Source organism: Citrobacter sp. ABFQG (assembly GCF_004322975.1).
Taxonomy (GTDB): Bacteria; Pseudomonadota; Gammaproteobacteria; order Enterobacterales; family Enterobacteriaceae; genus Citrobacter; species Citrobacter freundii.
Genome location: NZ_CP036435.1, coordinates 4,228,799 through 4,254,776 on the forward strand (window position 1 = coordinate 4,228,799; position 25,978 = coordinate 4,254,776).

23 protein-coding genes are annotated in these 25,978 nt (G+C 56.2%); 6 read left to right on the forward strand and 17 right to left on the reverse strand.

The genetic code is table 11. The features are described 5' to 3' along the window. Positions 1-80: 80 nt before the first annotated feature. From WN16_RS20870 to WN16_RS20880, 3 genes are all read right to left on the reverse strand, one after another. The gene (locus WN16_RS20870; protein ID WP_001120888.1) at positions 81-1,574 is read right to left on the reverse strand and encodes an IS91-like element ISVsa3 family transposase; all 1,494 of its coding nucleotides are present in this window, start codon (positions 1,572-1,574) and stop codon (positions 81-83) included. Positions 1,575-1,784: 210 nt separating this feature from the next. After that, positions 1,785-2,009 (reverse strand): hypothetical protein, encoded by a 225-nt coding sequence (locus WN16_RS20875; protein ID WP_000743213.1) that lies wholly within the window; start codon positions 2,007-2,009, stop codon positions 1,785-1,787. After that, a complete protein-coding gene (locus WN16_RS20880; protein ID WP_001366550.1) occupies positions 2,006-2,743 on the reverse strand; it encodes a recombinase family protein in 738 nt (245 codons plus the stop codon). The genes WN16_RS20875 and WN16_RS20880 overlap by 4 nt, the downstream gene beginning before the upstream one ends. A 147-nt stretch (positions 2,744-2,890) precedes the next feature. On the opposite strand from WN16_RS20880, the gene WN16_RS20885 reads away from it, so the two are divergent. The 5 genes from WN16_RS20885 (at position 2,891) to WN16_RS24715 (ending at position 5,872) form a co-directional block, all read left to right on the forward strand. After that, positions 2,891-3,223, forward strand: coding sequence for a metalloregulator ArsR/SmtB family transcription factor (locus tag WN16_RS20885; RefSeq protein ID WP_000447876.1), 333 nt, complete (start codon positions 2,891-2,893; stop codon positions 3,221-3,223). Then, positions 3,220-3,987 (forward strand): arsenical resistance protein ArsH, encoded by a 768-nt coding sequence (gene arsH, locus WN16_RS20890; RefSeq protein WP_001239389.1) that lies wholly within the window; start codon positions 3,220-3,222, stop codon positions 3,985-3,987. Before WN16_RS20885 ends, arsH begins: the two co-directional genes overlap by 4 nt. After that, on the forward strand, positions 3,984-4,490 hold the full coding sequence (locus tag WN16_RS20895) for an arsenate reductase ArsC (RefSeq protein ID WP_000140066.1): 507 nt from the start codon (positions 3,984-3,986) through the stop codon (positions 4,488-4,490). The genes arsH and WN16_RS20895 overlap by 4 nt, the downstream gene beginning before the upstream one ends. Beyond that, the gene (arsB, locus tag WN16_RS20900; protein ID WP_001272375.1) at positions 4,487-5,554 is read left to right on the forward strand and encodes an ACR3 family arsenite efflux transporter; all 1,068 of its coding nucleotides are present in this window, start codon (positions 4,487-4,489) and stop codon (positions 5,552-5,554) included. The genes WN16_RS20895 and arsB overlap by 4 nt, the downstream gene beginning before the upstream one ends. Positions 5,555-5,668: 114 nt before the next feature. Next, positions 5,669-5,872: a hypothetical protein gene (locus WN16_RS24715; RefSeq protein ID WP_000131871.1), complete on the forward strand. Its 204-nt coding sequence runs from the start codon at positions 5,669-5,671 to the stop codon at positions 5,870-5,872. 36 nt (positions 5,873-5,908) lie between these two features. On the opposite strand, the gene WN16_RS20910 is transcribed toward WN16_RS24715, so the two are convergent. The 12 genes from WN16_RS20910 to guaB form a co-directional block, all read right to left on the reverse strand. Beyond that, entirely contained in the window at positions 5,909-6,133 is a 225-nt protein-coding gene (locus WN16_RS20910) for a type I toxin-antitoxin system ptaRNA1 family toxin (RefSeq protein WP_000211355.1), read from the reverse strand. A 63-nt stretch (positions 6,134-6,196) separates the two neighbouring features. Continuing rightward, positions 6,197-6,445 carry a hypothetical protein gene (locus WN16_RS20915; protein ID WP_000213809.1) on the reverse strand — a complete coding sequence of 83 codons (249 nt, stop codon included), beginning with the start codon at positions 6,443-6,445 and terminating at the stop codon, positions 6,197-6,199. Positions 6,446-6,449: 4 nt separating this feature from the next. Next, positions 6,450-7,877 (reverse strand): P-type conjugative transfer protein TrbL, encoded by a 1,428-nt coding sequence (gene trbL / locus WN16_RS20920; RefSeq protein ID WP_103790857.1) that lies wholly within the window; start codon positions 7,875-7,877, stop codon positions 6,450-6,452. 10 nt (positions 7,878-7,887) lie between these two features. After that, positions 7,888-8,124, reverse strand: coding sequence for an entry exclusion lipoprotein TrbK (trbK, locus tag WN16_RS20925; protein ID WP_000718002.1), 237 nt, complete (start codon positions 8,122-8,124; stop codon positions 7,888-7,890). 12 nt (positions 8,125-8,136) lie between these two features. Beyond that, the gene (gene trbJ / locus WN16_RS20930) at positions 8,137-8,916 is read right to left on the reverse strand and encodes a P-type conjugative transfer protein TrbJ (RefSeq protein WP_000836966.1); all 780 of its coding nucleotides are present in this window, start codon (positions 8,914-8,916) and stop codon (positions 8,137-8,139) included. 140 nt (positions 8,917-9,056) lie between these two features. After that, entirely contained in the window at positions 9,057-9,245 is a 189-nt protein-coding gene (locus WN16_RS20935) for a stabilization protein (RefSeq protein ID WP_000024442.1), read from the reverse strand. 1,032 nt (positions 9,246-10,277) lie between these two features. Next, positions 10,278-11,159 carry a replication protein C, IncQ-type gene (gene repC, locus WN16_RS20940; RefSeq protein ID WP_000743064.1) on the reverse strand — a complete coding sequence of 294 codons (882 nt, stop codon included), beginning with the start codon at positions 11,157-11,159 and terminating at the stop codon, positions 10,278-10,280. Continuing rightward, on the reverse strand, positions 11,146-11,973 hold the full coding sequence (locus WN16_RS20945) for a helicase RepA family protein (RefSeq protein ID WP_001162384.1): 828 nt from the start codon (positions 11,971-11,973) through the stop codon (positions 11,146-11,148). Before WN16_RS20945 ends, repC begins: the two co-directional genes overlap by 14 nt. Positions 11,974-11,977: 4 nt before the next feature. Next, a complete protein-coding gene (locus tag WN16_RS20950) occupies positions 11,978-12,199 on the reverse strand; it encodes an AlpA family phage regulatory protein (RefSeq protein WP_001179606.1) in 222 nt (73 codons plus the stop codon). Between the two features lie 147 nt (positions 12,200-12,346). Then, positions 12,347-13,549, reverse strand: coding sequence for a site-specific integrase (locus WN16_RS20955; protein ID WP_000954590.1), 1,203 nt, complete (start codon positions 13,547-13,549; stop codon positions 12,347-12,349). Between the two features lie 304 nt (positions 13,550-13,853). Further along, positions 13,854-15,431, reverse strand: coding sequence for a glutamine-hydrolyzing GMP synthase (gene guaA / locus WN16_RS20960; RefSeq protein ID WP_003037760.1), 1,578 nt, complete (start codon positions 15,429-15,431; stop codon positions 13,854-13,856). A gap of 63 nt (positions 15,432-15,494) precedes the next feature. Continuing rightward, entirely contained in the window at positions 15,495-16,961 is a 1,467-nt protein-coding gene (gene guaB, locus WN16_RS20965) for an IMP dehydrogenase (protein WP_003037756.1), read from the reverse strand. Positions 16,962-17,121: 160 nt separating this feature from the next. On the opposite strand from guaB, the gene xseA reads away from it, so the two are divergent. Next, a complete protein-coding gene (gene xseA, locus WN16_RS20970; RefSeq protein WP_016150751.1) occupies positions 17,122-18,489 on the forward strand; it encodes an exodeoxyribonuclease VII large subunit in 1,368 nt (455 codons plus the stop codon). 31 nt (positions 18,490-18,520) lie between these two features. Here the strand turns inward: xseA and WN16_RS20975 are convergent, their stop codons facing one another. Both WN16_RS20975 and WN16_RS20980 read right to left on the reverse strand, forming a co-directional pair. Next, on the reverse strand, positions 18,521-24,871 hold the full coding sequence (locus WN16_RS20975; protein WP_044702009.1) for a DUF823 domain-containing adhesin: 6,351 nt from the start codon (positions 24,869-24,871) through the stop codon (positions 18,521-18,523). Positions 24,872-25,004: 133 nt separating this feature from the next. After that, the gene (locus tag WN16_RS20980; protein ID WP_044702002.1) at positions 25,005-25,961 is read right to left on the reverse strand and encodes a SinI family autotransporter-associated protein; all 957 of its coding nucleotides are present in this window, start codon (positions 25,959-25,961) and stop codon (positions 25,005-25,007) included. Between the last annotated feature and the right edge of the window lie 17 nt (positions 25,962-25,978).

A 25,978-nucleotide genomic window follows, 5' to 3' on the forward strand; every position in this document is an offset into this window, starting at 1 on the left:
TCCGACAACCAGCACGGCGGATCCCTGCCGCGGCGCTGTGAACGCAGCATTTTGATTGGTATCGTTGGCCTTCAGGCTCGTCAGTCAAACAGACCCAGGAGCAGCTCAGCCGGTGGCGCCCGGCTTTCGGGTAACGCCCTGGTCCCGCTGGTTTCGGCTTTGTGCTTCAGGTGATCAAGGATCTGCTTGATCACTATAGGGTCTTCAATGCAGGCGATGACTTTCATGGCGCCGCCGCAGCCGCTGCAGGTCTCGATGTCGATATTGAAAACACGCTTGAGCCGTTGCGCCCATGTCATCGACGCTCGCCGTTGTGCTGGTGTTGCCGGTTCATCAGCCACCCTGACCTTGTTGCCCCTGCCCCGTTTTGCCGGCGTGACCAACGCCCGGTGCCGACTGTTGGGTGCGAACACCCCGTGGAAGCGGGTTAGGTTGACTCTGGGCTTCGGTACCAGGGCGGCCAGCCTTGCAATGAAATCCAATGGTTCGAAAATGACGTGCGTGGTGCCGTCCCGGTACGGCGTCTTGAGCTGGTAGCGCACGTTGCCGCCTCGTGTTAACGACAGCCGCTTCTCGGATACCGCCGGGCGGCTGATGTACCGGCACAGCCGTTCGAGCTTCTTGCGTTCATCGGCCCTGGCCGCCACGCCGGCGTGCAGGCTGGACCCGGCTACCTTGCCAATCCCGTCACCGAACGGATCACCACTGGTCGGCAGAGTTTGCAAAGTGAACACCTTTCGCCCCGCCTGTGAACCGACAGCGATACGGTAAGTGATCGAGTGCCCCAGCAGGGGTGTCATCGGGTCGTCATCCACCGCATCCGAGGCCAGATAGCTGTTTTCGACATCCCGTTCCAGCAGGCCTTGCCGTTCCAGATAGCGACCCACCCGGTGGGCGATGGTGTGCGTCAGCTGGGTGAGCTCTGGGCTGGTCGGCGCCTTGACCCAGCGGAAACGCGCTGAGCCGTGGGATTGCTCGACATACACACCGTCGAGAAACAGCATGTGGAAGTGAACATTCAGATTGAGCGCCGATCCAAAACGCTGGATCAGGGTGACCGCGCCCGTCTTGGCCACTTGGTGGGTATGGCCCGCTTTCTTGACCAGGTGCGTGGCAATGACGCGGTAAACGATGCCCAGCACCCACCCCATGATCTCGGGCCGGCTGGCAAACAGGAAACGCAGCTGAAACGGGAAGCTCAACACCCACTGACGCATGGGTTGTTCAGGCAGTACTTCATCAACCAGCAAGGCGGCACTTTCGGCCATCCGCCGCGCCCCACAGCTCGGGCAGAAACCGCGACGCTTACAGCTGAAAGCGACCAGGTGCTCGGCGTGGCAAGACTCGCAGCGAACCCGTAGAAAGCCATGCTCCAGCCGCCCGCATTGGAGAAATTCTTCAAATTCCCGTTGCACATAGCCCGGCAATTCCTTTCCCTGCTCTGCCATAAGCGCAGCGAATGCCGGGTAATACTCGTCAACGATCTGATAGAGAAGGGTTTGCTCGGGTCGGTGGCTCTGGTAACGACCAGTATCCCGATCCCGGCTGGCCGTCCTGGCCGCCACATGAGGCATGTTCCGCGTCCTTGCAATACTGTGTTTACATACAGTCTATCGCTTAGCGGAAAGTTCTTTTACCCTCAGCCGAAATGCCTGCCGTTGCTAGACATTGCCAGCCAGTGCCCGTCACTCCCACTCGATTGTAAACAAGCACACAAAACCCTTTAGTGACAACAATTTGCAAGAACTATCAGGCTCAGTGCCATGAAAAATACCATGACCAGATCATGAGGTTGAACACGGCTTGCGCCGGCAGCGTTCACGCTCCTGGTCGGCGATCTCGCCCGGCTGCAATGCTAGCTCAGCATCGGTCATGCGCTCCAGCACGTCGCGTAGGCGGATGGTGCAAGGAATGGGCGGCAGCTCGAACTCATAGCCGCCGGCGATCATTTCGGCCGCAATCTCCTCGGTGATGAAAAACGGCTCGTCGTCTTGGTTCGGCTTCTTCATGCCCTTTCCTCCTGGCGCTCATCCTGGCCGACAGCGGCCAGGGCATCGGCTTCCGTCAATGCGTCCTCCACGAACGCGCCGTGCTGCTTCGCTTCGGCCTGGCTGACCTCGGCCCATATCCGTTTCACCTGGGCCGCACTGTACCCGGCCAGCTCGGCGGTCTTGTTGATGCTGTAGCCGGACTTGCGCAGCGCGACAACTTGGGCGCGGCGCTTCGGATCAGCACGGCGGCCCTTGTACCGCCCGGCCTGGCGGGCCAACTCAATGCCTTGGCGCTGGCGTTCGCGCCTGTCCTCGTAGTCGTCGCGGGCCATCTGCAAGGCCAGGCGAAAAAGCATGATCTGCACGGCTTCCAGCACGATCTTGGCGACGCCCTGGGCCTCGGCCGCCAGGTCGGATAGATCGACCACGCCAGGGACGGCCAGGCGTGCGCCTTTGGCCTGTATCGAGGCCACCAGGCGCTCGGCCTCGGGCAAAGGTAGGCGGCTGATGCGGTCGATCTTCTCGGCAATGACCACCTCGCCGGGCTGTAGGTCGCCGATCATGCGCAGCAGCTCAGGCCGGTCGGCGCGTGCGCCGGATGCCTTCTCACGGTAGATGCCGGCGACGTAGTAGCCGGCGGCCTTCGCGGCCGTAGTGATCGCCTCTTGGCGTTCCAAGTCCTGCGCGTCGGTGCTGACGCGCAGATAGACCCGCGCCACCATCGGCGCGGCTACTGGCTTCGTCCTGCGCATACTTGCGGGCTCCTTTGGGCATACTCAAATGCACCCATCTTAAACTGGCAGGCCAATTTATCACATATCGATCTAAATGCGCCTAGCTCATTTTTACAGCTTAAATGAGCTATTGAGCACACTCCATATTTCGACTATTATTGAAACATGGAAACGATAAATGCTGTAGCCGCCCTGGCGGCCATCGCTCAAGAATCGCGCCTCGCGGTGTTCCGGCTTCTCGTCCAGGCCGGCCCCGCCGGCATGGCCGCCGGAAAAATCAGCGAAGCGGCCGGCATCCCGCCGTCTTCGCTATCCTTCCACCTGAAAGAGCTGGCACACGCCGGCATGGTCACGTCGCGGCAAGAAGGCCGATTTGTGATCTACGAGGCGAACTTTTCGACGGCCACTAACCTGGTGGCCTTTCTCACGGAAAACTGCTGCGGCGGCCAGGTGTGCAACCTGTCTTGCACCACGGAAGCCGGGAAGGTGTTGGCATGAGACTTCGCCATCTTTCCGACCCCGATTCTTTGCCCGCTTTGGACAAATCCTTTGCCATCGAGCGCCCGGCGCTCGGGCTGGCACCCGACGCCCCGCCGGTGCGTATCCTGCTGCTGTATGGCTCGCTGCGCGCCCGCTCGTTCTCACGGCTGGCCGTCGAGGAAGCGGCCCGGCTGCTGCAATTCTTTGGCGCAGAAACACGCATCTTCGACCCGTCCGATTTGCCGTTGCCCGATCAAGTGCAAAGCGACGATCACCCGGCCGTCAAGGAGCTGCGCGCCCTGTCCGAGTGGTCAGAGGGACAAGTCTGGTGCAGCCCGGAACGCCACGGTCAGATTACCAGTGTCATGAAGGCGCAGATTGACCATCTGCCGCTTGAAATGGCCGGCATCCGGCCGACCCAAGGCCGCACCCTGGCCGTGATGCAGGTATCCGGCGGCTCGCAGAGCTTCAACGCCGTGAACACCTTGCGTCTGCTCGGCCGCTGGATGCGAATGTTCACCATTCCGAACCAGTCGAGTATCGCCAAAGCGTTCCAAGAGTTCGACGCGGCGGGCCGCATGAAGCCCTCGCCGTACTACGACCGAATAGCCGATGTGATGGAAGAACTGGTGCGCTTCACGGCGCTGGTACGGCCGCACCGTGAAGCACTGACAGACCGCTATTCCGAACGGAAAGCGGCCGGCCACGTCATCGACGAGGCCACCGATCTTTCATCCATCGCCATTGCTCCCCAGCCACTACCAGAAAGCGAAACATCATGACCGAAAGAATCTATAACGTCCTCATCCTCTGCACCGGCAATTCGGCGCGCAGCATCATGGCCGAAGCTCTCATCAACACGATGGGGCAAGGGCGCTTCCGCGCCTACAGCGCCGGCAGTCACCCAACCGGCAAGGTCAATCCCTTCGCCGTCGAAAAGGTGGAGTCGGTGAATTACCCGACCGAGAATCTGCGCAGCAAGAGCTGGGACGAGTACGCCACGCCCGACGCACCGAAGATGGACTTCATCATCACCGTCTGCGACAACGCCGCCGGCGAAATGTGTCCGGTGTGGCCTGGTCAGCCGATCTCGGCGCATTGGGGATTTGAAGACCCGGCCGCCGTCGAAGGCACTGACGCCGAGAAGCGCCGGGCCTTCGAACAAACCTTCCGGCACATGATGAACCGCGTCCGCCTGTTCGTGAATCTGCCTCTCAAAATGCTTGACCAGACGGCCATCAAGCGCGAGCTGGCGAACATCGGCAAGACCGAGCAGGAAGCATGAGCGCCGGCGCACAGGCCATCGCCGCGAAGCCGCGCCAGGCCCCGATGAGCGGCTTCGAGCGTTACCTGACGCTGTGGGTGGCCCTGTGCATCGTCGCCGGTGTTGCGCTCGGCCAGGGCCTTCCTGACGTGTTCCAGGCCATAGGCCGCATGGAAGTGGCCCAGGTCAATTTGCCGGTGGGCCTGCTGATTTGGGTAATGATCGTCCCGATGCTGGTCAAGATCGACTTCGGGGCGCTGCACCAGGTCAAAGAGCATTGGCGCGGCATCGGCGTCACGCTGTTCGTGAATTGGGCCGTCAAGCCATTCTCGATGGCCCTGCTGGGGTGGCTGTTCATCCGACAAGTGTTCGCTCCGTTCCTGCCGGCCGATCAACTGGACAGCTACATCGCGGGCTTGATCTTGCTGGCCGCCGCGCCCTGCACGGCAATGGTGTTCGTGTGGAGCCGCCTTACCAACGGCGACCCGCTTTTCACGCTCTCGCAAGTGGCTCTGAACGACGCCATCATGATCGTGGCCTTCGCGCCCATCGTCGGCCTGCTGCTGGGCATGTCCTCGATCTCGGTGCCTTGGGACACGCTGCTGATTTCGGTCGTGCTCTACATCATCGTGCCGGTGATCCTGGCGCAGCTCTTGCGGCGGCATCTGCTCAAGCAAGGACAGGCCGCCTTTGAACGGGCCATGCAGAAGATCGGGCCGTGGTCGATGGCCGCGCTGCTGCTGACGTTGGTTCTACTGTTCGCCTTCCAGGGCGAGGCCATCATCCGGCAGCCGTTAGTGATCGCCATGCTAGCCGTGCCGATCTTGATTCAAGTGTTCTTCAATTCCGGGTTAGCCTACTGGCTGAACAAGCGGGCGGGGGAAAAGCACTCTGTCGCCTGTCCTTCGGCCCTGATCGGTGCCAGCAACTTCTTCGAGCTGGCCGTGGCGGCCGCCATCAGCTTGTTCGGTCTGCACTCCGGCGCTGCATTGGCAACCGTGGTCGGCGTCCTGGTCGAAGTGCCGGTGATGCTGCTGGTCGTGCGCGTGGTGAATCGCTCGAAGAGCTGGTACGAACGAGGTTGAACATGAGTAGGAAAAAACTGAGGAAATGATTGCAGATTGCCGCGCCGGCCGCTTCCTGGCGCATTCGATCACTGACCTGGAACACCTAGTATCCATGCTTGCTGAGGTCGCCCGATGACAGACCCAAAGAACCTAGAGAACAGGCTGCATGAGAAGGCCGACCCGGCCCGCGCCGTTTCCACTGGTCGGGTGCGCTACACACTGGCCGAACTACTGGCCGACGCGGAAGCATCCGGGGCTTACCCGCTGCCGCCGGAGGAACGCGAATGGATGGATGCGCCGTCTGTGGGTCGGGAATGGCCAAACAGTGAAGATTGAAAAAGGCGGCCAGTTCGAGTGGCCGCCCTTTCGTCATTAGCTGCACGCTTGGCGCAAGGCGTTCATTGCTTCTTGAAAATCAGCCTGTGTCGCCCGGCCCGTTTCAGCTTGGTAGTACACCACCATAAAAGCATTAGCGACGGCTTCGGCCAATGGCCCAAGGCTCCGCGCTTCCGCTTGGTTGATGTACTCCAAAGAAGAAAGAATAGCCGCTGCTTGATGCACTGCTTGCCCTGGTTCGATAATATGTTGTGTTGTCATAATTCACCTCTCCAGTAGGTGTTGATTGAAAGTGCCGGGCTGGTTGTGGCCAGCCCGGTGCGCCTACAGGTACAGCCCCGCCGCCTCCGCGAATGCTGACCGCTCATTCCTGCCGCCATTAACCTCAATACTTATCGGCTTAGTTTCGCTCTCTCTCATAGGGTCTGGCCGTGATACAAAAGCGGCTGTTTCTGTCTCTGCATCGACCTCGGTCGATTGATCACCCAGCGGCGAAATAAATACCTGGCTGACTTCTTCCCTTGGCGCTTCATCCAGGGCCGCCAATGCGGCCATGTATGTTGATGTCGTCATCGTGCTAACTCCTGACTTCGTTACTATCTGGGCCAGAATCGGCGCCCAAGCTATTGCCCTCGAACTGGCCAGATTGGCTTGCTTCTTTCGGCTCCATGCTTTCGCGTATCGAAGCAGCCAGTTTTCCGCCTGTGGTTTCGCTCACTCGCTCCTGGAATCCCTGCTTCACTTGAGAGCCGACACCCTTGGCTAACTCGGAGGCCGTGCCTGTGGCCAGCTTCGCGGCCTTGGCAAAGCCGCCACCGCTTGAGCTACTGCCGCTGTCACCAAAGCCAGCCGCTTGGGCGAATGGGCTACTGCCAGCAGTACCCGCTTCACCACCACCGTTTCCGCCACTGCTGACAACTGACCCCATGCTGGACATGTCACCGCCGGTTTCCATACTCGCTGATGCTTTCTGAAAAGCCGCTTGGAGTGCACTTGCACCTCCGGCTGCACCGGCTGCGGCACCCATAACCGCTTTACCTGCCAGGGCAGCGCCGCCAGTTGCCATACTGGCCGCCGTCACCGCCGCCCCAACTGCCGCACCCGCACCGAAGTTTCCAATTCCACCGGCTGCGCCAATACCACCACCAGACACAAGACCAGAAATCATCGGCGGAACTTTGTTGACCAAGAAAAGCAAGATGACCGATATAACCAACATCACGGCCAGTTCCTGGGATGCCATGTTCTCGCTGATTTGCGTGTAGTAGTGATTGATGAACTCTTTGCCAATCGCAACCAGAAGCACCATTGCCATAAGCTGTGCGGCCAGGCCCAGCACGGTCTTGTAGTAATTGATCGCCATGTCGGAAGTCCAACGACTTCCACCAAAGCCAAGGAAGAACACACCGGCATACAACAGAATCCAGGCTGATGCGAGCAACAGCAACAGGTTGACCGCAATCAACGCCAGGATAAACAAAACAGCCAGGGCCATTAGCTCCATGACCAGAGCAGTTGCCATCTGCCGCCATCCCAGCTCCGAGGTGGCCTGTACTGTGCGGTTGTATAACTCGAAACCAAGATCAAGGATGCTGGAGGGCCCAAGATTGCTATTGGAAAGTCCCCCCGCCTGCGCGCCCAGAGTTTGCAATGACTGAACAATCGTACCGGCGATATTCATGCCCTGGTTCGCATTCGTCAGCAACCACCAGAAAAAGCCGGTGAAGATCGTGAAGCGAACGAACTCCGCGAAGAACTCGCCAATGTCGGCCTTGCGCAAAGCCATCATGCCGAATGTCCAGACCATCGAAATCACAACCAGCGTCCAGAACAAACGCGATGCAGCGGACTCAATAGCTGGCCCCCATGTTGCGGCAGCATCATGAAAACGCTTGAGCACATCATTCATAACACCGCTGCTACTTAGCTCCTGCGCCATTGCAGGTTCAGCCAGCACCATTGTGGCGACCATCATCAAGCCACCTAGAGCAATTTTCTTTCTCATGGCGACCACCTCAATAATCATCTTTAGGGCTGGGCTTGAACTCCCACTGACGCATCTGCTTGGCCTTCTGGAATGCTCTGCATTCCTCGGTAAAGGCCTCTCGGTTCGCTTCGCTGCGCATTTCATTCAGTGCTGCCTGGAACGCATCGGGGGCACACGTCGCCGCATTTGGTTCGGGCATCCTTTCCTGTTCACATCCAGCCAACAACAGCAACGTAGCCGCGGTAGTAAAAAAGATTTTTTTCATCTCACCGCCTCCCTAGTAGTTGTCTGCCGGACTCGGGCGAAACGTCCAGGTACGCATTTGCTCGGCCCTGGCATCACCTCGCGCCTCGGCATCGAGTTCTGCTGCAATCCGGGCTGCCTCCGCGTTGTGTTGGGCGGTCAACATGGTGCGAATCTGCAAGAGCTGATTGGCCTGCTGGCTGGCGAGCTGGTTGGCGTAGCCGATGGCCTGTAGCTGGCCAGTTGCACCCTGGGCCGCGCCTTGCAGCCGCTCCAGGGTACGGGCGTCATCCTTCAAAGCCTTTTGCTGGTCGGCAACGGTCTGGAACAGGGCATCGTTGGCCTTCTTTTGCGACTCTGACGCCAGGCGGCGGTTCTCTTCCATCGCTGCCTTTTCGGCCGGCGTGCATCCGCCGCTGCCGTTGAAGCATGGCGAGCTGCGGTAATAGGCCACGTCCTGAAACTTGGCCAGGTAACGATCCAGGCTGCCTAGCTGGTTCTCGTAATAGGCCAGCGTGTTTTGCGCGGCAATCAGCCGGTTGATCGTAGTCTGCGCCTGATCCCAGATATACGCGGCTGGGGCCATCGTGTTCTGGAGCTGATTTTCGTACTGCTGCAACTGGGTCTGGTACTGCTCAATCTGCTTGAGCGTCTGCGCCACCGACTCGATGGCCGTCATGATGTTCTGGGCCAGGTTGCCGCCGTCGATGACGGGGATACCAGCTTGCACAGGGGCGGTGGTAGTGGTGATAAAGCCGGTTGCGAGTGCAACGGCTAGAGCGGTTTTTTTAGCCGCTAAAATTTTGGACTTCATGGTCGTACTCCGTCGATGAAAAGAAGGCATTGCCTTGACCAAGCGTTGTGCTTGTTCTCGGCAACGTTTCATCGAAGAGCTACGCCACTAGCTGATCGGTATTGCCCTTGGCGCTGAGGCCCGGACTTACAAACGTAAAACTACTCTGTTTTTTTATCGCTTTCGGACAAGCCAACTTCCCGGCCAATCTCTTCAAGCTCTAGCGGCTGTACTGCCGCCGTCAGTATTTCGCGTATTTCCGCGTCGGTGCTCCTATCGTTGAGCGCTGCTCGAACTTTCAACGCACGGTGCACCTCGGCGGGTAAATTCCTGATAAGCACATTTGCCATATCAATACCCTTTTGGTGTACCCGACAACCATGCTATCAAAGATATTAAAAATAGCAAGACCTATACTCTTGCAACCGGCGGTAGCCGATCAGCCCCGCAGGGCAGGATTCCCGTTGAGTGCCCCCGGCGCGAATAAGGGACAGTGAAGATAGATAACCGGCTTGCCGGTTAGCTAACTTCACCCATCCTGCCCGCATTTCACCCACTATTGAAAATCTAGCGCATATCGAACGTAAAGCGTTTTATCGTCAAACAAACACCGATTCTTGGCAACATAACCGTAATCGTCACCAAATCGGCCTGCAATCGACATAGTCGCTTCAAAATCGCTGCTCAATCGGCTTTAAATCGGAACCTAAAATGCCAACAATCGACACAAACCATTCGCCCCGATGGGGCGAGTTGGACGCCAAAAAAGAAGGGCATAACCCGCCCCTCAAGTGTCAATGAACACAAGAAATTTGCCTCCCCTCCCGTCATACCACTAAGGCGACGTATTGATACTTGAGGGGCAACCTTTCCTGATGTTGACACCTTCACGCAGGTTACTGGTTATGGGCGTCCAACACACACGGCTCATTCCTGCTTGGTAATAATAAGAATAATAATCTTCTTATTATTCTTACCGAACGAATGGGCACTGCTTAGCCATTTCACGTTTCGAGCCAAGGTTTCAGTACAGATAACTACAAGTGCACACAGCGGCCCTCCAGCACCGTTAGACGCAGATTCTGCTTCAGCTCATGGAATAAGGGACTCCGGGTTGTTTTCCCCTCTCACAAGGCGTTTCAGCGGCCACTGAAGCCGCCTTCTCTTCTTGGCGTTAAACCATCGGCCTATGGCCGATTGATAAAGCCCGCCAGGGCTTTATTGGCAAGGTCAGAACGCGCCCTCAAGGCGCGAGCTGCACCGCGCATGATGGATTATCTTTAGATAATCTTGGATGGATTTCCCAAACTGCCCGCAAAGCAGCGCACCGTCTGGGTTTTCCAAATTGGGACGGGGAACGTTACGACGGCAGAAGGGGAGCGTTACGACGGTAACAAGGGAACGTTACGACGGTAAACGGGTGCAGTTGCCGTGGGGCCAGGCCTCTTGATCTCCCATTTTCCCTTGGCGTATTCGTTCACTACCCAACCCACGGCGGCAAGTTCGGCCAGTGCCTTCCGGGCAGTCTGACGGCGTTTTTTCATAGCTTCGGCATTGGCTTCATCTGGCCAGACATAGCCGCAAAGCGTGTCCAGTTCCACGCGCCCGGATTTGCCGGGGTCGATCCAGCCGCATAGCCGTTGGTGCATCAGCCGTGCCGGATCAGTCTGTAGCACCCGCACTTCCGCCATGTCGATACGGGCATATGGACGATGCCCCAGGATCGCTTCGGCAATACGCGGATTCAGGGCAACCCATAGCCTGCCGTCCGTCTCGTCAAAAGCATGACTCATCAGGTGGAACGCGGCTTGCCGCCGTCCCTTCGTCACAAGGATGGTGACGTTCGACATGCGCAGCAGGCTGGCTTTGAGCGCCTTGATGTTGTCGCCGCTATCCGTCATGCCCGTTTCTGAGAGCAGTTTGGTCAGGCTCTCACGAACCACCAAGCCGTCTTGCTCAATGGCTTCGAAACGGGGTTCAAGGAATAGCCGTAGCTGTCGCCCCGTCTCACTGGTCGGTTCCGGGGTTAGCAAGATGCCGTTCGGGCCGCCAAGGGCCACGATGCCTTGCAAAAGACGCATATCATCGGCCCCGAGAGGTTCGAATCCGACGAAACGCATGGATTCGTCCTCGCCAAAGGTGTAGGTCACGTCCAGCTTGCAGCGTTTGCGATCGCCACGCTTGAGGCTGCGGAACAGGCCAGGTGCCAAACAGTGCGCGGGATCATGTCGGACGTGGGTCAGGTCATGCTTAGGCTTCTTCACGCTGTCTCCTTTTCACCTTGCACTGCCGCTCCAGTACAGCAGGCTTCAACACGCCGCCGTCGTGCCGTCTAAACCAGAGTTCTTGAAAAGGTGCGCCATAGTTGGCCTTGCTGACGCCAAAGCGGACAAAATACCCACGCTGACAATCATCGACCCCCAGTATCTCGGCCTCGCCTTGCGTCATGCCGGATAGGTACGATTGCCAACGGATGTTATCAACCAGTACGGACGATCCACGACTGGCCTGCTGTTGATCGCCCGACCCCATCATGGCTGCGCTTTTACTCGCGTGGTGCAGAAACACAATGGAGCAGCCTGTATCAGCGGCTATGGCCTCCATGTGCCCAACAACCTGCGCCATCGGCCCGCTAGCGTTCTCCTCCTCAATGTGGAAGCGCCGCAAAGTGTCCAAGATCATCAAGCGACGACCTTCAGCGGCTCGTTTGAGAGCATCGAACCAGCTAGCAGCCATGATGTTTGGGCATTTACCGATCAAGGGTTCAATGAGCAAACCATCAGCCACGGCTTGCCGTTCCGCTGCGCTGAGGTGTGCCCCAAGGGCGTGCAGACGATGGTGAATAGCGGCCGGTGGATCTTCAGCAGGCAGATAGACCACTTGCCCGGTGGGAAACTCGCCTATTTCAAGTAAATCAGGCCCGCCTGCAATCTGTGCAGCCAATTGAAGGGCCAACATGGATTTACCAGCCCCACCAGGCGACACAAGAGCACCAACAGTGCCAGCAACCATATTAGGCAGAACATAATCAATGGGTGGCGGCAATTCCGTGAAAGCCGCCATAAGATCAAGAGCCATATAACTAGCCCTCTATAGGGCCAGGTCGCGCAGCTTGATCACCCGATGATTTACGTGCCTCAATCCACTCTTCGACCTCTGACAAATCCCAGGCGACATTTCTACTGGTTAACGCGATACGGCGTGGAAAATCCCCTCGCTGCTCCAGGTTATAAATTGTTCGTGTCGAAAGCGGGATCATCTCCAGGAGCTTCTTCCTGTTGATGAGGGTCTTTATATTTTGCATGGGTCAATACCTCTCAAATGAATAGTTGCTATTCATCGAGTAGCTGCGCGAAGCAGCTAATCGGTAATTGACCTGCCCGATGCCAATGGCGGCCTTATTTATAAATTCACGGCATCAACTTCAATGCTATCAAAGATAGCAAAAACATCAACCCTTACTGCCTCCCGAAGTCCACTCATCAATCATATCGGCCCAATCCTGCAACATCGCCGCCCGCTGCTCGCGGTACTCAGCCTTGTTGTAGACAGCCCTCACGCCCTTCTGCTCGTGCGCCAGGCACTTCTCGATCCAGTCGGTGTTGTAGCCGGCCTCATGCAACAGCGTGCTGGCTGTGCGCCGCAAATCATGCGGTCCGAACTTGGTAAGTGACTTCCCATCTTTCTGCGCCGCCTTGTAAGTCAGCGTCAGCACCTGGTTAAGTGTGGCAGCGCTCATCGGCGCATCCGAGTCGTACCGTGATGGCAAAACGAAGTCGGAACCACCGGCAAAGGTTTTCATGGCAATGAAAATATCCAGAGCCTGCTGGGACAGAAATACCAGGTGCGGGTTACGGCGTTTCATCCGCTCCTTTGGAATCGTCCACAACGCTTCGCTGAAATTGATCTCGCTCCAGGTCGCATTGGTCAGCTCGCTCTTGCGCACCATCGTCAGCAATAACAGCTTGGCCGCCGCACGGTTTGTTGGGCTTGTGCCCACTCGCTCCATGTACTGGTACATCAGCCCAATTTCTTCTGGCGTCAACGCTCGGTCACGTGGCTCGAATCGAGCGATGCTTGTTGGGCGCACCAGTTCTGCCGGGTTTTCGACCTTCTGCCCACGCTCGATGGCCCAGCGAAATACCTGCAACACGATTTCACGCACATGAACGGCGGTGGCCGGTGCGCCTCGCTCAACAATGGCATCAGCCAGCGCCCGCAAGTCTTCGTGGGTGATCTCCACCAGCTTCTGATTGCTGAATTTCGGCTTCAGCTCACGCTCATAAACCGAGCGGCGCATATCGCGGGTGGAGTCGGCCATCTGGTAGCCACGCAGCCACTTCTCCGCCCAGGCACCGAACGTCTCTGCATCTTTCACCCGCGCCTTGTCTCGGGCTTTCTCCTTGGCCGGCGACTTGCCCGCCGCAACCATCTTCTTGGCGTCACCCAACAGCTCGCGGGCTTCGGCCAGGGTGATGCCACCGACACCATAACGCCCAAAGGTGATGGTCTCCTGCCGACCGTTGATTGAGTAGTTGTAACGGAACGAGATGGAGCCGGCTGGAGTCACTGCCACATAGAGACCTTCCCGGTCATTCACTTTGTAGAGTTTGTCCCTGGGCTTGAGATTGCGCAGCTTGGTATCGGTCAGCATGTACCTTGTCCTTCTTCGTCTCCGATACCATGCTGAAAAAATCTCGAATTTATCGTATTTTTTCTTACGAAACAGTAACTTATAGAATATTAATACCATGAACACACAAAAGAACGCAGCATGGTATCGGCATCAATCATGGCATCGCCAAACCATAATACCAGCTTTAATGCCATGCTCAAACGGTGCTTGGCGCTTCCTCCCGTTGCCAGATCGTGCCAAACACAAACAAAAAAAAGCCCGCAATTACGCGGGCTTAGCGGCATTTCATGCCATCAGGTGCCTGGCTGTGCCAGACGCGGAATCATTCCCACTCAATGGTAGCCGGTGGCTTACCGCTGATATCATAAACGACGCGGGAAATGCCGTTCACTTCGTTAATGATGCGGTTAGAGACGCGGCCTAAGAAATCATACGGCAGGTGCGCCCAGTGCGCGGTCATAAAGTCGATGGTTTCTACTGCACGCAGGGAAACAACCCAGTCGTACTTACGGCCATCGCCCATGACGCCAACGGAACGTACCGGCAGGAACACGGTGAACGCCTGGCTTACCTTGTTGTACAGGTCAGCTTTGTGCAGTTCTTCAATGAAGATAGCATCCGCGCGACGCAGCAGGTCGCAGTACTCTTTCTTCACTTCGCCAAGCACACGTACCCCCAGCCCCGGTCCCGGGAACGGGTGACGGTACAGCATGTCGTACGGCAGACCCAGTTCCAGACCGATTTTACGCACTTCGTCTTTGAACAGCTCACGCAGCGGCTCAACCAGACCCATCTTCATCTCTTTCGGCAAACCGCCCACGTTGTGGTGAGATTTGATAACGTGCGCTTTACCGGTGGCAGATGCCGCGGATTCGATCACGTCCGGGTAGATGGTTCCCTGTGCCAGCCACTTAACGTCTTCCAGCTTCAGCGCTTCTTCGTCGAACACTTCAACGAATACGCGGCCGATGATCTTACGTTTCGCTTCCGGGTCGTTCTCGCCTTTCAGCGCGTCGAGGAAACGCTGTTCGCCTTCAACGTGAACGATGTTCAGGCCGAAATGGTCACCAAACATATCCATTACCTGCTGGGCTTCGTTCAGGCGCAGCAGACCGTTGTCGACGAACACGCAGGTCAGGTTTTTACCGATCGCACGGTGCAGTAGCATCGCAGTCACAGAGGAGTCAACGCCACCGGACAGACCGAGGATAACTTTGTCATTGCCAACCTGCTCACGAATGCGGGCAACGGCGTCATCGATAATTTTTGCCGGCGTCCACAGCGCTTCACACTGGCAGATATCGCGCACAAAACGCTCCAGCATGCGCATGCCCTGACGGGTGTGGGTAACTTCCGGGTGGAACTGCACGCCATAGAAGCGTTTTTCTTCGTGCGCCATGATAGCAAACGGGCAGCTGTCGGTGCTGGCAACAGTCACGAAACCTTCCGGAATGGCAGTCACTTTGTCGCCGTGGCTCATCCACACATCCAGCAACGGTTTACCGTCTGCGGTCAGGGAGTCTTCAATACCGCGGACAAGCGCGCTGTCGGTCTGAACTTCAACCTGCGCATAGCCAAATTCACGTTCGTTAGAACCTTCAACATGACCACCGAGCTGCATTGCCATGGTCTGCATGCCGTAGCACACGCCGAACACCGGCACGCCCGCATTGAAAACGTATTCCGGCGCACGCGGGCTGTTTTCTTCGGTGGTACTTTCCGGGCCACCGGAAAGAATAATACCGCTTGGGTTGAATTCGCGAATTTGTGCTTCCGTAACATCCCATGCCCACAGTTCACAGTAGACGCCCAGTTCACGTACGCGACGTGCAACCAGCTGAGTGTACTGCGAGCCGAAATCGAGGATGAGAATGCGATGTTTATGAATATTGTCTGTCATTGACGCTAATTCCGAGGCAAGTGAAACAAATTCGCCCGGCATATAGCCGGGCGCGGAAACTTATCAGGAGCCCATGCGGTAGTTAGGGGACTCTTTGGTGATGGTCACATCGTGAACGTGACTTTCCTGAATACCCGCACCGCTGATGCGTACAAACTCTGCTTTCGTTCGCAGCGCGTCGATAGTACCACAGCCGGTCAGCCCCATACAGGAGCGCAGGCCGCCCATCTGCTGGTGAATGATCTCTTTCAGGCGGCCTTTATAGGCTACGCGGCCTTCGATACCTTCCGGGACCAGTTTGTCAGCGGCGTTATCGCTCTGGAAGTAACGGTCAGAAGACCCTTTGGACATCGCGCCCAGAGAACCCATACCGCGGTAAGATTTGTAAGAACGGCCCTGGTACAGTTCGATTTCGCCCGGGGATTCTTCAGTACCCGCCAGCATGGAACCAACCATCACTGCGGCAGCACCAGCGGCAATCGCTTTAGCGATGTCGCCGGAGAAACGAATACCGCCATCGGCGATAACTGGAATACCAGTGCCTTCCAACGCTTCAACGGCATCAGAAACGGCGGTGATCTGCGGAACACCGACGCCGGTCACGATACGGGTAGTACAGATGGAGCCAGGGCCGATACCCACTTTAACAGCGCTGCAGCCAGCTTCAGCCAAAGCGCGAGCACCTGCGCCCGTAGCAACGTTCCCGCCGATAATCTGCAGATCAGGATATTTAGCGCGAGTTTCACGAATACGCTGCAGTACGCCTTCAGAGTGGCCGTGAGAGGAGTCAATCAGCAGTACGTCAACGCCCGCGGCAACCAGCGCGTCAACACGCTCTTCGTTACCTGCGCCCGCGCCAACCGCAGCGCCCACGCGCAGACGACCATGCTCGTCTTTACAGGCGTTAGGTTTACGTTCAGCTTTCTGGAAATCTTTAACGGTGATCATACCGAGCAGATGGAAGCTGTCATCAACAACCAGCGCTTTCTCAACGCGTTTTTCGTGCATTTTGGCGAAAACGACATCGCGCGCTTCGCCTTCACGAACGGTCACCAGACGCTCTTTTGGCGTCATATATACGCTAACCGGCTGGTTCAGGTCAGTCACAAAACGCACATCACGGCCGGTGATGATACCGACCAGTTCGTTATCTTCAGTCACCACCGGGTAGCCTGCAAAGCCGTTACGCTCGGTCAGTTCTTTCACTTCGCGCAGAGTAGTGGTTGGCAGTACGGTCTGTGGGTCAGTTACCACGCCAGATTCGTGTTTTTTCACGCGGCGAACTTCTTCAGCCTGGCGCTCGATGGACATGTTTTTGTGGATAAAACCGATGCCGCCTTCCTGGGCCAGGGCAATTGCCAGGCGCGCTTCCGTCACGGTGTCCATTGCTGCGGAGAGCATAGGAATGTTCAGGCGAATGGTTTTCGTCAACTGGGTGCTGAGGTCAGCAGTATTCGGCAGAACGGTAGAATGAGCGGGAACGAGGAGGACGTCGTCAAACGTCAGGGCTTCTTTTGCGATACGTAGCATGGGCAATATCTCACCTGGGAGGTTATTAAATATTGCCGCGGCATTATACAGAGCGTAACCGATTGCATCCACACTTTTTTGCAAAAAAACCTTGCGCTCCTCTGTGAGCATGTTACTTTCGACTGAATAACCTGCTGATTTAGAATTTGATCCCGCTCACATGTTATCCTCTCAGACCACCTCAATTTTTACCGTAAGCCGCCTGAATCAGACGGTTCGTTTGCTGCTTGAACAGGAAATGGGGCAAGTGTGGATCAGCGGTGAAATCTCCAATTTCACTCAGCCGTCCTCCGGTCACTGGTACTTCACGCTCAAAGATGACACCGCTCAGGTTCGCTGCGCGATGTTTCGCAACAGCAACCGCCGGGTAACGTTCCGCCCGCAGCACGGGCAACAGGTGCTGGTGCGCGCCAACATTACATTGTATGAGCCGCGTGGGGACTACCAGATAATTGTTGAGAGCATGCAGCCTGCGGGTGAAGGTCTGTTGCAACAGAAGTATGAGCAACTGAAGGCCAAACTGCAGGCTGAAGGGCTGTTCGATCAGCAGTTCAAAAAAACGCTGCCCTCACCGGCCCACTGCGTCGGGGTGATCACCTCGAAAACCGGGGCAGCGCTACACGATATTCTCCACGTATTGAAACGCCGCGACCCTTCCCTGCCCGTTATTATCTATCCAACCGCTGTCCAGGGCGACGATGCGCCGGGGCAGATTGTGCGCGCAATTGAGCTGGCAAACGCCCGTGGCGAGTGTGACGTATTAATCGTCGGGCGCGGCGGCGGCTCGCTGGAAGATTTGTGGAGCTTTAACGACGAGCGCGTAGCACGGGCGATATTTGCCAGCCGCATTCCGGTGGTCAGCGCCGTCGGCCATGAAACCGATGTGACCATTGCCGATTTTGTCGGCGACCTGCGCGCGCCAACGCCGTCGGCGGCTGCAGAAATTGTCAGCCGCAATCAGCTCGAGCTGCTGCGTCAAATTCAGCATGGTCAACAACGTCTGGAAATGGCGATGGATTACTATCTCGCCAACCGAACTCGCCGATTTACCCAGCTTAATCACCGCTTGCAACAGCAGCATCCGCAGCTGCGTCTGGCCCGCCAGCAGACCGTGCTGGAACGACTGCGTCAGAGAATGAACTTCGCACTTGAGAATAAAATTAAACAGGCCAATCAGCGTCAGCAGCGCATGCTGCAGCGGCTGAACCAGCAGAACCCACAGCCGCGTATCCACCGCGTGCAAACACGTATTCAGCAGCTGGAATATCGACTGGCGGAAAATATTCGCGCGCGGCTAAGCGAGCAGCGCGAGCGTTTCGGCAACGCGGTCACCCATCTGGAAGCCGTCAGCCCGCTGGCAACATTAGCGCGCGGCTATAGCGTCTCCACCGCACAGAATGGAGAGGTGCTGAAAAAAGTAAAACAGGTGAAAGCGGGCGATCTACTGACCACCCGACTGGAGGACGGCTGGATTACCAGCGAAGTTCACAACATTACCCCAACTAAAAAGCCACGCCGTTCGCAATAACGTTCTTACTTGCCTCGTTCTATGTGAGCATTTACGGCACAATACAGGCCCCATAGCCTATCCCGCCCGAATTCGACCCCGTCGGGGTTGTTGGGCAATTTGTGATGCCCCCTTCATTTAACGAAACCTCGCAATAGTTATACGTCGAAGGTGTACGGCTCACATAACGCAGTACAGACACAGGCCATCCGTTAGCTGTTGCTATCTGTTCGTCTCTCATTTTCTCCAGTAAACTTTTTTCCGGGAAATAGGCCACCCCACCACAGTTATTGCTCATATCATAGCCAGTACCAGTATCTCGAGAATAGACACCGGCCCATGATTCATAATTATCCGTCCTCTGGTCCGTTGCTCCAGGGGATTCCCTATACAGCAGCGGCCGGTGTAGCGTTATGCTATCAACACTTAGAGTGTCCGGCATATGACCCCACATAGCGGCGCTGTTGCTGTCCGGGCTGGTTATTACGGTAAATATCACGTCAAGCGTTGAGGTGGTTGCTAGCAACACATCATTGGTCGCGGTAACCGTTAGCGCCGTTTTTAACCCCAGGCTCGCATCCTGGCGCACCGTAAAGGTTGCCGTACCGTCAGCCCCAGTTACACCGCTAAACACGACGCTGGTTGTCGTCATTGATGTCGTTGACAACGAAGGAGACAGCGCCTGCAATGTTAAATCGTCTGCGCCATTCACTGTGTATGCAGTACCGTTCCGACTTTCCGCATCAGATCGACTCAGGGTAAACGGCTCATTTGGCATTGGATTACCAGCGCGGTCTTTCACCGTCACCGTCAGCGGAATAGCTTCGCCTTTCTTCACTACAGCTGCTGCTTTCGCCACATCCATCACCGTCGAGGTCAGCGTGATTAAGCCAGGGATATTACGCGCGTCAACCAGACAAGCCTGCATCTCTTTCGTTGAGGAATTCGTCTGCTTGGATACCTGACCAGTATTCAGGTTCAGAGTGTGATAGGCATTTCCTGACTTTAAATCAGCCGGCCACCAGAGCTGATCGGATTTCACCGGCCAGCCATACTGCGCTTCCAGCGTACCATGAGGATAACGCTGATACAGCGCCTGTTGGTCGCTCATCATCGGCGTAAACGCAATACCGCATACGGATTTATCCGTCGAAAGCACCTGCCCAGGCGTCGGCGCGGCCCATTTTTCGTTATTGTACAGGAGATAACCTACCCCCGACGGTGCTTCTGCCTGCAAGTGGGGACGCTGATAAACAACGTTATCCGGTCCCGGCACCGTCTCCGGCATATGCCCCCAGTAATCTGCTGACGCCACATCAGGGCTGGTAATGACGGTAAAGGTGGTGTCTTTGCTGGCCTTCACCAGGCTGTCACTTGCCAGGCTGGCGGTAATAGTCGTTTTCAGCCCGGTGGTATTGTCCTGATTTAATGTTAACTGCAACATACCATCCTCACCGGTCGCTTCATACAAGCTACTGTTGCCAGTGAAGTTGGTCAGTACCGTCCCCAATGGCGAAGTGGGGGTGAGCGTCATGGTTGCCGCACTGGTGGATACCGATGTATTGCTGCGGGAGGATGAAAAGCCGCGCATCACCCTCACAACCGTATTCGCCTGCGGCCTGCCGGCTGCGTCCGTCACGGTTACGGTTACCGGTATCGCCTCGCCTTTTTTCGCCACAAAAGCCTGTTTTTCTTCATTCCACGCGCTGGAGTCAAGGGAGATGAACGACTCATGCGCCGTGGTCAGACACAATTGTGCAACATTACTTACGGTCGATGCTGAGTTCGTGTTGATAACACCCGTCTTCAGACTCATATATTGATACGCCAGCGAGGTTTGACTTTTTATCGCCATATCACCCGCCCACCATGATTTCGACGTTATCATCGGGAGGCCTAAATCTGTCGCTAACGCGCCATTCGGATGACCTTGAGACAATGAGGTCAAATCAGCGGCTCGCGGCATCCGGTTCATTGCGCAGGCGCCACGTCCTTTCTCGATGTTTTTCACCGTATACCACTTTTCATTATTCTCTATAACGGCAGTCGTATCAGTGGCTGAATCCAGCTCATCCATAAGTCTGGGACGCATAAATTCAGTGCCGTTGCTGGCGGTGAAGGTTTCCGGCATATGGCCCCACATATTGGCTTTATTGCTGTCCGGGCTGGTGATTGTCGTAAACACCGCAGGCAGCGACGCAGTAACCGTTGTGCTGTTATATAGACCGGCGGTCAGCACGTTTTTGACGCCTGGCCCACTACTCTCAGCCAAATCGACAGCCAGCGTACCGTCTGCGCCCGTCACGCCGTAGTATGTTCCGTTGAAACTCCAGCTCTGCGACGCCTGCCCGCTCTGCGTCAGTTGCATCGTTGGCGTACTCCAGGTGGTATAAGTAGTGGTACGGGCTGTTCCTTTGTCACGTTTAAGGGTAAATGGGATATTCCCCACCGGGTTGCCAGCGGCATCGGTGGTGGTGATCAGCAGTGGAATGGTATCGCCCGTTTTTACCTTCACCGCCTGCGCAGTGGCATCCTGCGTCAGCGTTGACGTGAGCGTAATCAATACCGCCTGCGCCGTCTGCGTATCCGAACAAATCTGGTACTGTCTCCCGTTAGCGTCCGTCGCGGATAATGTCTGATGGCTGCCATCGTCCAGGTCAACTGCCGAATAACGTGAGAACGTTTCAGTCGAGAACGAGCTACTGTAGGTGCCGCTCCAGTAAGAACGGTCAATAGGCCAGCCCTGCACTGTTTTGATACTTCTGTCAGGATATTTACTGTACAGAGAATCCAGCGAACTGACCGTGGGATAGTAGCCTTTGGCGCAACTGTCCGGATTGCTCTTACCGCTATCAGGCCCATAGAACCCGGCCCACACCTCGTTATCTTCCGTATAGCTCGTCACATTGTTGGTGCTGCTTAACTCCCCGTACAGCTGCGGCCGGTGGTAGTTCGTACCGTCTGCCGCCGTCAGCGTGTCCGTCATATGCCCCCACAGCGTCGCCTTGTCCGAGTCGGGGCTGGTGACCACCGTAAAGATGGTGTCGAGGCTGGCACTCACGCTGGCATTGCCGTACAGCGCCGCCGTTATCGCCACTTTAGTGCCATGCGTATCCGGGCGGGTCACATTGATGATTTTGCTGCCGTCCACGCCCGTCAGGCCGCCGATTTTCGTCGCCGTGTCGTTAACAGATTCGCCGTCAATGACCACCGGCGACACAATATCATCACCGCTGCCAGCGGCATGTTTAACATTCTGTCGGGTAAAACCATCACCACGGCTCATGACAAAAGGCGCTTGCGGCACAGGGTTTCCATTGGCGTCTTTCACCGTGACCTTCAGTTGTAGCGTCTCGCCTTTCTTCACTCTTACCGCATGTACGCTATTAACGTTGTTGTCATACCACTGCGACGCATCCACCGGTTCAATGGTGATGGACGCCGCCGCCGGGTTATCGCTGGTCAGGCAACTGACGTAATCCGAAACATCGCCCCCCGCCGTCACCTCACCACCCGACAACGATATCTGTTGCCAGCTGGACTGGCTGGCGTACGTGACGGACCAGTAGTCCAGCCCCACAGGCCATCCGGCAACCGTATGTATCTCGCCGTCATTGTTGGCATTGTACAAAGTGGTAAGCTGGTCGATACGTGGCAGACGATTAAGCGCACATCCCCCGGCTGCGGTATTTCCCAGCGCATCGGCATGTGTGAGGCGAGCCCAGGTTTCATTCGCTTCATCCTGGGTTCGGGTTGCCCCTGACTCTGCCGCCAGTTTCGGGCGTTCAAACGTGAGATTATCCACGGTTACGGCGTCCGCCATATGCCCCCACATATGGGCTTTTGGCGTATCCGGGCTTGTCGGAACGGTAAACTTCACGCTACGCGAGATAGGCGAGTTCAGCAGTGAATCAATCGGTACTACGCTTAGCGGTGTGATTAACCCCACGCCGCGTGGCTGCGCAAGAATAATTTGCGCGTCACCGTTCGCATCCGTCATCCCCTCATACGTCATTGAAGATGTACCCGCGCCATAGGCAACGCTGTCAAATAGCAATTCCCCCTGACTTGGGTCAGTAAAGCCGGTGGTCATCCCGCTGCGATTTTTGCCGAGCCCCATGGTGACTGAAAACTTCACATTCGCTATCGTTGCTCCGTTCAACGCATTTTGTGAATGGACGTTCATTTTGATTTGCTCACCAGTTTTGGCGACGGGCAGGCGTAACGAAACATCGTCATTGAAATAGACGCTCAGTTGAGCCACCATTTCATTGGCTGAACAGGTCAGATAGTGGGCTGAGCCACCGACCCCCTTGCTACCATCGTCCAGATTAAAGTACGCCATCTGCGTGGCATCATCGGCCATATAAGCATCAGACGCCGTCGGCCAGCCGTGTTCTGTCAGGATTTTATTATCAGGATGTGCGCTGTAGAGCGTTTCAAGAGAACCCGTGTCGGGGACCTGACCTGCGCCGCATTGATTCGTGGCAGAGATCAGAGAATCGAAGGTGGCCCATTCTTCGCTATTTTCACTTTGCTGACCGGTTTTATGACTTGTTTCGGACGCCAATAGCGGACGCTTGTAGAGATTACCCTTCTCCACAATACCCCGTTGCATATGGCCATACATATTCGCCCCGTCAACGTCCGGGCTGGTTATCACCGTAAAAATCACATTAAAGGGGAACGTGATGCTTGCGCCTTCATCATCCGCCATCACAATGTGGATCGGCGTTTCTACCCCTACCCCACTGTCATGACTTAACGACAAATGTACCTGACCGTTCGCGTCCGTTACCCCGGTATAGTGTTCCGGGGACGATGCACGCATATCATCACTACGGACAACGACCCGCAGATTATCCCACTCATCTTTATGCTCCCCTTTACGGTTAGAGGCGGGGTCGACAAACAGTTCAAGATAGCGATAAGGCAACGGTTTATTGGTATTCCGGTCAACCACGCTGGCTATCACATCAATCGTCTCGCCGACTTCCGCCTTGTATGGCGCATCGGGAGAAAGCGTGATTTGTGGATACGCTAAAGGCAGCGCTTTATCCACGCAGCTCACCAGTAAAGCCGTACTGTTGCTTTCTCGTATCACCGCCCCGCTCCCCATACTGGTGGCGTAGTGATAAATATCGAGCTGATCTTTCGTGGACGACCAGTAGGTATCAATTGGCCAACCGGGATAGGCCGCCGCGGTGCTGTGGGCGGCCCGCAGCGCCACCAGCTGTTCGGCATCCGGCAAAATGGCACAGTGGTTATCCGCGCTATCCCAGGTAAACTGCGCCCAGCTTTCATTGCTGGCAGCAAAAGTAGCACTAGTGCCACTGGTTTCCGCCGCCAGTTTTGGACGCGTGAAGGTATAGGTGACGCCATCGACGTTTGCCGTAGCGCTTTCTTCCATATGCCCCCACATCGCCGCTTTGTCGCTGTCCGGGCTGGTCAGGGTGGTGAAAATGACATCGACGCTGTCTTTTAGCGCCATATTGTTTGCCGGCATCACCGTCAGGGTAGTTTTTACGCCGGGACCGTTTGCCTGGGTGACGGTCACTGTCGCTTTGCCGTCAGCGCCCGTAACACCGTGGTATTCCGTCGCCGTGGTGGTCAGTTCCGTATCACCAACGTGTACCGGTGCATTATTATTGACGATGTTCTGGCGGTTAAGCGCATCGCTGCGGGTAATAATAAATGCGGTATTGCCCACCACGTTACCGGCGCAATCGCGGGTGGTAACGGTCAGCGTGATACTTTCCCCTGCTTTGACCTTGGCTGCTTTTAACGTATCGTCCATCGGCACGGCGCTGAGTGACAGTGGCTCGCCCACGGCGGTAGCTACGTCAATCGCCACTTTTTGTTCGGTTAAAGCAACCGTATTGCTGTGCGGTGTTCCCGTCGACGTAATGAGGTAAAGCGCGGGTAGCGCGCTGCTATCTTCCAGCTGCGGCCAGACCACGTAATGCCCGCCGGCCATATTCTGCGCACAGAACGTTTTATTGGCGACTGGCTGTGGGTTAAGCGGTTCATCCGGTGTAGCGGCATCTGCCCAGACTAAACTGATAGCGGGCGTCTGTTCGCTTTCCCAGCGCAGCGGCGGTATGGCGAACAGATCGCCCTCGGTATCGAGCGGATTAGCCAGCTGCAGTGCGCTGGCTGAATCGTCAACGCTGAAGTCGCGGGGCATCGCGCTGAAGGCCACAGCGTGCGCTTCACCGGGAGAGAGGACAACGCTGCCCTGATAAACCGGAACGAACGCGCTGTCCGCCGTCGGCGGGGTGCCGTTTATCGCATCCGTAGCTGTGCGCAACTCCTGCCATGCCCCACTTTTTAGTGCAGAAAGTACCGGCACTGCACCCATTAACAGAGCTAACGCCAGTAAAGAGCGATAAACTTTATTCACCTGCCAGATCCCCCATCCTTGAGCAGTCACTACCCATTTATTCTGTGTTCGCGTTTCAACACACTTTGCTTAACCCCGAGCTAAACACAGGGCGCGGAAAAACCGCTCCCTAAGGAAGCGGTCTTGCACGGTTTTATTTACGTTGGTAGTCGATAGACAAGCCATATCCCTGGACGCCATCGTTGCCGAGGGTAACGCCATCGGCATAATCGAAGGCAGCCTTCGCTTCGGCGTTGGTAAGCGGAATAACCAGATCGCTATTGTTGTAGGTAGCGTTGACAATCCCACCCACAGTGCCCAACTGCAGACTGTTACCGGTGAATTTCCAGCGGTAGTTGTAATCACTGGTAACTTCTTCACCTGCATCGTAAGAGCGACTGGCGTTTTTATCTTTCCACAGCAGCACTTTATAGGTGGTGTTGGTTTTAAGTTTGGTGCTCGTGCCCAACAGATTGGTTGTTGTACCCGCCTCGTAGATGACGACGTGGACATTTGCATCGACCACCGGACCTTCCGGAATGTCATCATCGTCAGAACCACCGCCAGCGTTGGTCGACAGATCGTTTAGCAGCAATTCTGTGGCAACATTCGGATCGCCGGTAGTTGTGGTAGGCGTAATTTTAATACCGATGTAGCGATCGGCATCCGCAGCCTGAATTTCATAGGTGTCGCTGCCTTTTGTACCTATCTCTTGTGCATCGCCGCCATTCTGATCGCTATAGCTCATCCACTGCACAGTCGCTTTGGTCGCCGTGTTATCCGCATCCAGGTCACCTTCCGTATCGCCGATAGCCCAGTTGACCTTCACTTTGTCGCCCGCGTGAAACTGCCGGTCACCTTCAGTTGCCACGGTTCGACTACCACGGTCAATCGTCACCGTGACATGTGCTTTATCCGTTTCCGCCGTTTTATCTGCAGCCCGTGTAATCCACGGGATAGTCCCTTGAATAGTACCGGTACTTTCTGTCGCGCTTTGCCACTGACCGGCTTTCAGATTCCCATTAGCCGCGACTGCAGGCACAGCACAATACCCTGCCACAGCCAACGCCAGTGCGACCTTCGTCAGCCGCCGTTTTAATACTAATTGCATCAAGACTCTCCTTTTTC